Below are 10792 nucleotides of genomic sequence, written 5' to 3'. Positions count from 1 at the left end.
AAAGTTTTAGGCCCCTTGATTGGCTGACGATCTGACTTTGCTTCCTACAGGGGTAGGGCGAAGCCTAGGAATCTGCCCCTGTTGGAAGCTTAGTCAGATTGCGTACATTGTACGATTCGTAAGGCAAAAGGGAAAAATATATAAAAAAACAGCCGGATGGCTGTTCTCCTTTGGTGTTTTATTCTTTTAATCTCTTAAATATTTTGAGGTTTTCGGCTCGTTCGGTATGGCGGTGAAACCGTAAAGGGAACAGGAACCTACGAAATGTAGGCTTTAGCCGTACAGATCGTGGTTATCGGGCCATTTAATGCCGAAGCGACACGTACAGAGTGACAGAAAGATGCTTTTCCTTTCTATCAGTCTGTAGTGCTGCCGCCCAAATAAGGATATTAAACTTCTAATTCAATATTATTGCATTAATTTAAATGTATAAGTTATTTTTTTACCACTCGAGTTTTCAAATTTAACACGGTAGTCAGCTTTTTTATTATCAACCGTCCAATTCATTACTGTAGTGCCATTTTTAGCAGGATATTTTGTTTTATAATTCTTCCAGACACCATCTGTCTTTTTTTGCAGGCGAGCTGTGAATGTTCCTGATGCAGAGCTACTTGCTTTTACAGTAGTCCAAATTTCGTTGTCATAAGTCATATTATACGCAGTACGTTGGTAAACATAATTGTAGAATGAACCAGAATGATAATATGTAGTCCAAATACTTCCTTGTGTGGTCCAATCTGCTGCCTCAGCTTTTTGAGTACCCCCAAAGCTTGAAAGACTTAAAACAAGTGCAAGTGCAAGTGAAGCAATGATGCTTTTTTTCATATGTATTTCCTACCTTTCTATTTTTATACATTAGTAATATTATCATAAAACTTATAGGTAAAAAGAACCTATGTGGGTAAAATGATATGGTAAACATAGGTAACCACATACCTATAAAAGCTATGTGAAAACTTCACCGAAAGTCAAAACACACCTTTTACAAACATCTGTTTTGAAATTCATTTCAAATGAGGGACCATTTAACTTTAGTTAAATGGTTTCCTTATTAGGTTTTAAGGTTTTAGGATGCTTCAGCATCCGTTGGCAGGCTCGATGCCTGCCTTATAATCAAGAAAAAACGTATGTTTTTTCCTTCCATTCGTAAAAAATCAATGGATGGATCAGATCCATTGATTTTTTTGTGTTGGTTAAAGTCCATTCTTAGCAAACGGCTTTTGTGCTTGTGATTTCATATGTTACTAGCTATATTAATACATTAAATAGCCTTTTGTTCTTCATGTGTTATATCCAACATATAATCCACGCCTTGTTGAGCTTGTGAGGATGCCGAGAATATAAACTTTTTATCACCTTTCAACTTTTGCAACCATCCATGAATATAACTAGCTGCATTATCAATCGTTGTATTGTCTATTCCAGCCATCGCGCATAGCATCGAACTTCCCATTTCTGCAACAAGTTCCTCTTTTGCATATTTATCACTTCCGAATTTCGCAATATCTGTTATTCCTTCACGACATAGCCTTTTGGAGTGGCCAGTTGAATGAATCAACTCATGAAACAAGGTGCTGTAATATTCTTCTGATGAATTAAAATCTTCTACTTCCGGCATACTGATGAAATCAAAAGCTGGCACATAGTAAGCACCATCTTTTCCTGTTTTCATTTTCGGAATATCCTTATACTTCCTTATCAATGTTTCAGCTTCTTCAATAGGATTGAAGTCCAAACCTTCCACTTCTTCAAATTTACTTTTCATATTTTCACATTGAGTATTAATCTCCCAAACTGTTGAATAGAACGGTTTAGCCATTTTCTTAAATGATGCTTGCTCATCGGGGATATTTTCCTGACCTTCTTCTTTAACTTTGTACCAATGCCAATATACAACAATATGGCCGAATCTCATTTCCTCTTTCTTGATACGTCCACCAGCTTCTAAGATCTGTTTCTTGCTTGCATACTCACCAGGTTCCAACATAATTGCGTTGAACCCTCTGTAGGGTTTATTAACAAGCCATCTTGTTGCAACACCCTTACCGTTCCAAGGCTTTTTCCAAGGAATAATTCCATCCTCTAGCTTTTCAATGATTTTTTCCGTTACAATCTCATAAACATCTTTTTTACCCATTTTTTGTTTCCTCCTTTGATTTAAGCAAATGTCTTTTTTACCTCTTCAGTACTAAAAATGTAGCTGTATTTTATAATCGAACCATCAACTTTAAACGTCCAAATATATGATTCTTTGGATGATATATCAGTAAAAAATTCTGCTTTATTTTGTATATCCTCCTTTAATTTTTTGAACTCCTTTTCTAATCTTTTGGTTGCTTTTTTTTCTTCTTTTGTCATTTTCTTTTCCTCCTTTGATTTTGTTTTTAGAACTTCTTTTTCTTTTGCCTGGAGAAGCGATTCAGTTCCCCAAAGGGGGATTATTTTTCCCCTTTTGCAAGTAGAACGAACAATGAGCATCGGCAGACGGTCAAGGGTGATCTTAGCTTAAAAGTTTTTTATGTTGCGTAGCGTTCTTAATGAAAAAGTTTTAGGCCCCTTGATTGACTGACGCTCTGACTTAGCTTCCAGCAGGGGTAGGGCGCAGCCTAGGAATCTGCCCCTGTTGGAAGGTTAGTCAGATTGCGTACATTGTACGATTCGTAAGGCAAAAGGGAAAAATATATAAAAAAAACAGCCGGATGGCTGTTCTCCTTTGGTGTTTATTCTTTTAATCTCTTAATATTTTGAGGTTTTCGGCTCGTTTGGTATGGCGGTGAAACCGTAAAGGGAACAGGAACCTACGAAATGTAGGCGGTAGCCGTACAGATCGTGGTTATCGGGCCATTTAATGCCGAAGCGACACGTACAGAATGACAGAAAGATGCTCTCCCTTTCTGATCAGTCTGTAGTGCTGCCGCCTGAAATATATTTTGATGCTCTAAAAGATTTGCAAAATGTTTTAAATAAAAGCTAATCGTAAACCTAACTGAAAGTGAAACTTAACTTTAATAGACCAGTTTTGGTAGGTGTTGTACTTCTGTTTAGGAGGTGTTTAAATGAAATTATGCACATATGATTTTGAAATAAAGTTGTACCGTTTTTGAAAAAAATGAACCGTTTACAAAAAAGTTTGAGCAAAATAGGGGTGGTTATTAAATGGTTCGAGGATTAGATAAGAAAACAAAGGATATACTTGAACAAAAGGATTTAGATTTGCATGATTTTTCCGTTGAACTTTCTATGAGACAGCATGGTTTTACTGATGTAAGTGATGACAAGTTTATAAAGGTATCTTTTTACAATCATTATGAATCAGATGAAGTTATTGGAACTGCTTCTTATTTCTTGTATGATGCTAAAAATGTTCATGTTTCAGTTATACGTGATATGGCTGATGGCAATAGCTTTGATATGTACCAAGCTGTATCCTCTGTTCGCATATATGACAGTGAAGTTGAAGCCGGATTTGATGAAATGGAGGGGTTTCTAGAAGATCAAAATGGCAACACTCCTTGGTTAGAAATTCAAAATAACGCTCGTGAAACGGGAATACACGCATTTGCTTATCCAAAAGGGCTTGAACAAGGAACATTTGAAGGACTTCCGTATCACCCAACAACGCAATCTGTTTGGGGAAGAATTCTAGTTTTAGAGGATATAACAATTCAAGAAGAATATAGAACAAATGCTATTACTAACGCTATTTTTCTAAACATGCTAGCAACATTTAAAAACATAGGTCTAGATTGGGTAATTATTAATCCTAATATTAATGAGGATTATATGAAGAATGAAAACTATCCTTTTTATACTCAAGAAAAATACAATAAATTTTTGGCCAAAATAGGTTTTATTAAAACTTATGGTAGATTACATAACGAACAATATTGTTGGTGCTTTGATCTACAAAATTAATAGATAAAAACTAGTCTAGGGATAAATCAATGTTTAAATCCTTTTCTTATCAAACATTTTTTAAAGGCACAGCACATAACTTTTAAAGCAAAGTGCAAACTTCATTGAAAGTAAAAACACACCTTTTAAAAACATCTGTTTTGTTACTATGGTGATGTCACACAACACGCAAGCGCCATCCAGTGTGGCAGCAGCGTGCAACAACCGTACAAAGGACTAAAGAAATCTATGTCCATAGTCCTTTACTCGTATTATACTTAGATATAGTACAAATAAAGGATGGATGAGATGGCACGCAGTCAGCTATTAAAAGACATAGTGGGTGGACAAGTTAGTATTGAAAATATTCTTTTACGATTAAAGATTATATTAACTGATCTTGATAATGAACCAATAATGAACTGGATTAACGGTGAATTACAGGGCTATAAAAATGAAGAAGATGTTCCTAAATATAGAATTCTTAAAGGTACTCCTAAAGGAACGTTTGTTGTAAATTCTGTAGTTCAGTACACCAATGCAAATGTTCCCTTACATAATTTAATAACAGATGAAATGTATGATTCTCTTATTACTTTAAACGTTAAAAATAGTATTACATCGATTCAAAACATATTAAATGGGGAGAATCGAGACAATTTTGCAAAATCAATTTCTACTGAACTTAGTCACGCTATGTCAACAATGCAGGTCCAAATAACAGGAATGAGTATAAGATATACTTCTTTGGATCTTGAAGCAATGGTATCTAATGTTAAATCCAAGTTAGTTGATATTGTGATGGAATTGGAAAAACAATTTGATAATTTGGATGACATGGATATAAAAGATCAGATTGAAGAATCCTCATCTAAAAGAGACCAAGCTGTTTACAATATTGAACAAATCATTTATGAGGGATCAATAGAAATAGGCGATAAAAATAAAATTAGCAAGTCTATACTCGGTCATCTTTTTGGCGGTGGAAAAGAATGAGTATAAAGATAGGAGATAAAAATAAAATTAAAAATTCTTCTATCGGTCATCAATATAATTTCAATAATGGCAGTGATAAAGAACCAGATAACAAGAAATCATTCATTGAAAAACACCCTATTATTTTCTCTGTTTCAATGGGAATAATAACCGGCATAATTATGCTCTTTTCATTTTGGAAAGATGTAATTGCTTGGTTGGAAGGCTTTTTTAAATAATGAACAATCAAGGCGCTCATTCTGAGTGCTTTTTTTATGCTTAAAAATAGGAACCTAGCTCCTATAGAAAGGACAAATTGCAACTCTAGCCCCATACGATTTTTTTTAAAAAAAACAAGCAAGAAACACAACATAAACAAGCACGTGGCATAAAAACGCCGTAATTTTGGCATAAAAACGCTGTAATTTTGGCAGAAATCAGCAGTAAAAACGCAAGGAACTAGTCCACAAAACATAGTACGATAAATATATACATTCCCTACTATTGAAAGGAGAAGCCAAAAGTTAATAAAATCAAATGTCTCGATATTATTTAAATGAAATCCTTAAAAAAATTGAGATTTTTATTATATATACAATAGCTCGACCTATTTAAATGGTGAAAGGCTCACCGGACTTAAATTTTTTTAAAAAGTTGTCAAAAGCATAAAAGTAAAGTGGGCAAAAAACGACATTTTAGATATTACGAAAAATGGAGGTAATACGGATGACTGAACTGATTGATTTTATGATTGAAGATATTGAAAACTTGCTTGTGAGAGTTGAAAACAAATTGAATGACCCACTTTTCGATAAAGATGATATGACGGAAATGGCTATCATTCTCATCAAGATGCGCGAAGAATTGCTTTATTTAAAACAGGACCAAGATGTGTTAAATAATCCGATCTTAGTCAGGCTTAAGCAAGGAACACTTAAAAAAAGGATAAAAGATTTGCAGACCATAGACCAAAGAGATAAGGATTCAATCTTTACAACATTAATAAATGGACTAAAACAAATGGTGGACTTATTTAAGCCTTCAAATTCTAAATAAAATGAACAACTACCTGGAAAGCAAAATGTAAATTGATTGTAGAGCCATTCTCAAGCACAGAGGATGACTTTTTTATAGAAAACAAAACCTTGGGTTCCCCAAACTGACCAAGTGCGATAAAGGCTTAATTGAGTTTGATAAACGTACTACTGGTCGTTCAATCTTTATTTTTCAAGTCAATTATGTAAATAAAAAAGGATAGTTAGCCCTCATACTGGACTAACTATCCTATGATTTATTATCTTAATTTAACGGATGGCTGTTCTCCTTTGGTGTTTTATTCTTTTAATCTCTTAATATTTCAAGGTTTTCGGCTCGTTCGGTATGGCGGTGTAACCGTAAAAGGAACAGGAACCTACGAAATGTAGGCGGTAGCCGTACAGATCGTGATTATCGGGCCATTTAATGCCGAAGCGACACGTACAGAATGACAGAAAGATGCTTTTCCTTTCTGATCAGTCTGTAGTGCAGCCGTCCAAGATATTCTTTTGGGGTCTAAATAGGAGCTTACTTTGTCGATATTTTGTGTATTATTTTTGGTCCACTGCTCTGCTGTTAAGCCGATAGGTATGGCGCTGATGTTTTGGCTTAACAGCAAAAGCATATTCAAAGTATTTAAGATTAGAAGAAAGCTATCAACTCTAGCAGGAATCTACTTTATCAAAAACCTTTACAATTCACATGTATAGCTCCCTTTTCCGTTGTCAAAAATGGATAGGGAGAGGTGAAACATTATGATGTTTGGTTGGCTAAAAGAAGAAACTAAAGAGAAAACTGATTTTGGAGATTTTTTAGAGCTTTACGATATTAAGCAGGAATGGTTAGCAAAGAAAAGCAAAACCAGCCAAAGCTTAATAAGTCTTTTAACATCAGACCATTCTAGAACGCCGAAACCTACTACTGCATATAAACTTATTAAGGTATTAAGGGAATTTGAGTCTAATATAAAGAAAGAAGATTTTTGGTGAACCAATTTTCCCCTTATTACTTTTTCAAAGATGTTCGGCTATTACATAAGTTGTTACCACGATACCATAAAATTATTTTTATCGGTATCAATGCGAAGCAGTGATACCGTTGGTTTGCTGGGGGTTCAATTCCCCCAGTAAAGCACATAGGTTTACAATCATGTTTTTTGCTTACCAACCTTTTTAGTTAAACTAAAAAAAGGCGAAGGTTCACCCTTCGCCTTTTTCTTAAATGCTTGCCATGATTGCTTCCACTACTAGATGTACTACTGTGATTACGAAGCAGAATCCATAGATGATGATTCCTGCAGTTTTGAGCATTTCATTTTGGACATTTTCTAGTGTCCAAAACATCAAAAACGTTGCTGCTCCCAAGATAAAAATTGTACATATAATTGTTAGTGTTAGTGCTGTCATTTTCGACAACTCCTTTCTTTGATGCCACCTCCGAATCTTTGCGTAAAAGGGCTGTCATGGGCTTGAAGTTTGTGAAGTTTTTAAGTGATTTTCTTAAAAAGTTCACAAAGTTTACAAGCGAAGCGCAGTACCCATTGATAGTCCTTATGGAGCAAATGATTATAATTGGGAGAACAAAGAAGGATACACATTTGGTCCGAGCGTTTCTAATCTTTAGGAGCAATGCGGAGCAAGCGACTTGCTACCTGGCTTCAGCCAGGTAGTTACCGATGGTTTTGAATTAGGTTTTCGGCTCGTTCGGGTATGGCGGTGAAACTGTAAAAGGAACAGGAACCTACGAAATGTAGGCGGTAGCCGTACAGATCGTGGTTATCGGGCCTTTTAATGCCGAAGCGACACGTACAGAATGACAGAAAGGTGTTTTTCCTTTCTGATCAGTCTGTAGTGCTGCCGCCCAAAGTATATTTTGTATACTCTAAAATACTTAAAATCTATTGAACTGAAAAGTTGAGTGAAAACCTAAACGAAAGTTGAAACATATCTTTTACTTTATTCAGAAGGACATTTCAAATAAAAGTCGTATCCTAAAGGAAAAAGCAGGGTTTAAACCCTGCCAATCTGTCTTCAGGATAGGTTCACACAGACCTTGATCCTTATGAAGAAGTATAGGTTTACACTAAATAGTCTTGATAAATCCAATTAAAAAACCAGCGTCTATAACCGGCACTGGTTTCTGTTTTTTCTATTTACCTTGGTAAACTGAACGTAACTGTTTTTCCATTAAATTGGTCTTTTTGAAGAAACAATTACGTCTGCTGAAGAATTGGAATTTCGGGAGGAGCCCTTTTTAAGCAACTTCTAATGTTAATCAATACAAAATATTAGTTTTTTATAGCTTGTTTTTCGGTATAATATGCCTAATGTAAGGGGGAATATAATTGAGAATAAATACAAAATTTGGGTTTATAGTTATCTTGTTTTTACTTTTAGCTTTTCCAATTGAAACTTATGGAGAATCCGAGAAGCCTGAGGATATATCAGAAGAATTACATTTGTTAATTCAAGGGGAAAAGGGGGATACTCTTAGTAAGAATGATGTGGAGAATGTTGTTAAAAAATGGGATGAAAATACGTTGACTAAACAAGAATTGTCGGAACAAATTATTGAAATGAAAGATGATAGGATAAAATTACTAGAAGGCAATATTACATGGATATTAGCTATAGCTTCGATACTACTTGTTCTTTTTGGTGCAGCATTTACTACAATAAGTTTTTTATGGAGAAACAGCATAATAAAAGAGTTTGATCAAAGAATTGGAGAAATAAATACTGTTAGTAATAATGTTGACAATGATAGAAAAATAGTCGAAAGAGAAGCAGTCAAAATAAGTGATACTCTTCAAGAATTAAAGCAAGTAAAAAGAGATCTTGATGAAAATCAACGATTATTACTGGATAGCAGAAAAATATTTAATGAAGAAAAGGAAAATATTGAAAGTTACTGGATGTATTCGAAATTTATGGATCATAGGATAGAATGTATAGAAGCAATTAAAAAATATAATTTTTTAAAGATAGAAGCAAAAAATATTTGTGATTCGATTTTAGATTATATTGAAGGTAATAAAATCATTAACGAACCTCATGTATTGCAGAGGATATCTAAAAAAAATTTAATGTATGATGAAGGTGACAAGGTTTCGGACATTTTTAGACACTATTATAATGGTTTAAAAGAAGAAGAAGATAATATAATCGGAGGAGCTCAAGAAGATCTAAGTTGGGAAGATTATATAATAGCTACGGAACATGGAGAAGAAGAAATACATAGTTTATTAATTGACGATTTTAACGACTGGAAAGATTATCTAAATAGTCTAAAGGTGATCTTAGATTGTATAGAAGTTGAAATTAGTCTTAATTCTAAATAATATAAGACCCACAATTTTTGTGGGTTTTTATTATATAAAATTGTTCCTTTTTCTTTTAAATTCCCCTATAAGAATCAATAAATATAAAAAACCCTATAACTATATAGGGTTAAATCGATTTCTTCATGCCACACTCTCTGCATTTACGAATATATACATAGTTCTTAACCGAACTTTCAAACTGAGCTTTACCGCAATTGTCACAGCGACCACTAACGATGTCAGGATAATCTACGTAGTCATATATAATTGTGGTGTCAAATTCTTTTTTTTCTTCTGGAATTTCTTCAGACAAAGTAAAATCACCTTCACTATTTTATTTGATTATATATATTCTATAAAAGACGGAATACGCAAAAGTCCAGCCGATGTATAATTTCTAAACTTAACTTTGCACTTAATTTTTGGTTCTAAGAAAATGAACTTCTTGTTTTCATTAACAATTAAATCCTGATACTGACTATAGAATTGCTTTCTAGCTGCAGGCGTAACAAACTCCATTATGCCTGCCGGCTTTATCTGATTATTATCTTCAATACCCAGAAGAAAACCGAATTCATCTTTTCGTAATCCGGTAATCAAAACATCTGTATATTGATAATTGATAACCTTGCGCCATTCCTGCGATCTTTTGCCAATCTGATATTTTGAATTTGCTTTTTTTTGGACAATTCCTTCTAGCCCTTGTTGCTTTACAAGCTCAAAATAAGCCGGGCCATTACCATACATCCATTTAACCTTACAAATCAAATTAGAATCTTCCACTATTTCTACAAGCAGCTCTTTTCTCTCGTGTAGAGGTAAATGAGTTACCTTTTGACCATTATAGTAAATTACGTCAAACACGCAATACTGTATAGCATATTCTGATTTCTTAGAAGAAAATCTCTGCATCATTGCTTCAAAATCAGGCTTACCTTGTTGATCAGTCACAATTATTTCACCATCAAGTATAATTCCATTTGGAATATCCAACTGGAGCAGTTCGGGGAATTTCGTTGTGACATCATTATTTATCAAGACCTAAAATAAAAAAAGCTTATTAGTAAAGGATTAATATATATTAGTCATGTATTATATGTGAAATGGGAAGAACCACCTTTTAGTTCAGTTAGTAAAAACATCTCTTTGAATCAAAAATATTTTTCAGGGGCATCTTATCTTTAAAATACCAAAAATTTAGAGGTGTTTAAATGTTAAAAATAATGGTTGCTTCTGTGGTATCGTTAACAATGTTGTTCTGTCCCATCATTACTTATGCAAATCCAGTTAAAGAACATAAGGCATTAAAACAAGGTTACGATAAAATATTTTTGAGTAAGCATATTGATGATGCAGGGGTTAGAACGGCAATTAACCTAGGACTAGACCAACCTGTTAATCAAACTTTTTATGATAATAAAAATGATATAAGAGTGCATTTTGAGAGTATAATGACGGATGATAAAGAGACAAAACTTTTATTGACCTTCCAAAGTAAGAAAACAAATTTAAAAAATTATTATGTCGATAATTTTGAGGGAGACACATTGATTAACCTCTTTGTTG

General features: G+C 33.8%; 13 protein-coding genes. 7 read left to right on the top strand and 6 right to left on the bottom strand.

Annotated elements, in window-relative coordinates; translation table 11 throughout:
• Positions 1-408 precede the first annotated feature (408 nt).
• The 3 genes from AC1DIV_RS28990 to AC1DIV_RS28980 form a co-directional block, all read right to left on the bottom strand.
• Positions 409-825 (bottom strand): hypothetical protein, encoded by a 417-nt coding sequence (locus AC1DIV_RS28990; RefSeq protein WP_105718998.1) that lies wholly within the window; start codon positions 823-825, stop codon positions 409-411.
• A gap of 436 nt (positions 826-1261) precedes the next feature.
• Entirely contained in the window at positions 1262-2137 is an 876-nt protein-coding gene (locus tag AC1DIV_RS28985; RefSeq protein WP_105718997.1) for an ArdC family protein, read from the bottom strand.
• A 20-nt stretch (positions 2138-2157) separates the two neighbouring features.
• Positions 2158-2358, bottom strand: coding sequence for a hypothetical protein (locus AC1DIV_RS28980; protein ID WP_142398561.1), 201 nt, complete (start codon positions 2356-2358; stop codon positions 2158-2160).
• Between the two features lie 798 nt (positions 2359-3156).
• Here AC1DIV_RS28980 and AC1DIV_RS28975 point away from each other — a divergent pair.
• The 5 genes from AC1DIV_RS28975 to AC1DIV_RS28955 all read left to right on the top strand — a co-directional run bounded on the left by AC1DIV_RS28975 (position 3157) and on the right by AC1DIV_RS28955 (position 6893).
• Positions 3157-3915, top strand: a complete 759-nt coding sequence (locus tag AC1DIV_RS28975; protein WP_105718989.1) for a hypothetical protein — start codon at positions 3157-3159, stop codon at positions 3913-3915.
• A 288-nt stretch (positions 3916-4203) separates the two neighbouring features.
• Positions 4204-4890 carry an AbiTii domain-containing protein gene (locus tag AC1DIV_RS28970; RefSeq protein WP_105718988.1) on the top strand — a complete coding sequence of 229 codons (687 nt, stop codon included), beginning with the start codon at positions 4204-4206 and terminating at the stop codon, positions 4888-4890.
• Positions 4887-5108, top strand: a complete 222-nt coding sequence (locus tag AC1DIV_RS28965) for a hypothetical protein (RefSeq protein WP_105718987.1) — start codon at positions 4887-4889, stop codon at positions 5106-5108. Before AC1DIV_RS28970 ends, AC1DIV_RS28965 begins: the two co-directional genes overlap by 4 nt.
• A 487-nt stretch (positions 5109-5595) precedes the next feature.
• Positions 5596-5925: a hypothetical protein gene (locus AC1DIV_RS28960; protein WP_105718986.1), complete on the top strand. Its 330-nt coding sequence runs from the start codon at positions 5596-5598 to the stop codon at positions 5923-5925.
• 734 nt (positions 5926-6659) lie between these two features.
• On the top strand, positions 6660-6893 hold the full coding sequence (locus AC1DIV_RS28955) for a transcriptional regulator (RefSeq protein ID WP_105718985.1): 234 nt from the start codon (positions 6660-6662) through the stop codon (positions 6891-6893).
• A gap of 228 nt (positions 6894-7121) precedes the next feature.
• Here the strand turns inward: AC1DIV_RS28955 and AC1DIV_RS28950 are convergent, their stop codons facing one another.
• A complete protein-coding gene (locus AC1DIV_RS28950; RefSeq protein ID WP_048883049.1) occupies positions 7122-7310 on the bottom strand; it encodes a hypothetical protein in 189 nt (62 codons plus the stop codon).
• A gap of 938 nt (positions 7311-8248) precedes the next feature.
• Here AC1DIV_RS28950 and AC1DIV_RS28945 point away from each other — a divergent pair.
• Positions 8249-9244, top strand: coding sequence for a hypothetical protein (locus tag AC1DIV_RS28945; RefSeq protein ID WP_105718994.1), 996 nt, complete (start codon positions 8249-8251; stop codon positions 9242-9244).
• A 109-nt stretch (positions 9245-9353) separates the two neighbouring features.
• Here AC1DIV_RS28945 and AC1DIV_RS28940 read toward each other — a convergent pair whose 3' ends face one another.
• The gene (locus AC1DIV_RS28940) at positions 9354-9539 is read right to left on the bottom strand and encodes a DUF8096 family protein (RefSeq protein ID WP_105718995.1); all 186 of its coding nucleotides are present in this window, start codon (positions 9537-9539) and stop codon (positions 9354-9356) included.
• A gap of 29 nt (positions 9540-9568) precedes the next feature.
• Positions 9569-10264 (bottom strand): ATP-dependent DNA ligase, encoded by a 696-nt coding sequence (locus AC1DIV_RS28935; protein ID WP_477577897.1) that lies wholly within the window; start codon positions 10262-10264, stop codon positions 9569-9571.
• Positions 10265-10437: 173 nt separating this feature from the next.
• Between AC1DIV_RS28935 and AC1DIV_RS28930 the strand changes: the two genes are divergently transcribed.
• The coding region (locus AC1DIV_RS28930) for a hypothetical protein (RefSeq protein WP_477577896.1) at positions 10438-10792 on the top strand (355 nt) is incomplete at its 3' end.

This window comes from Peribacillus sp. 05N428, from assembly GCF_056397085.1.
The sequence above is the reverse complement of the archived record's forward strand: the minus strand, read 5'-3'. Positions and strand labels throughout refer to the sequence as shown.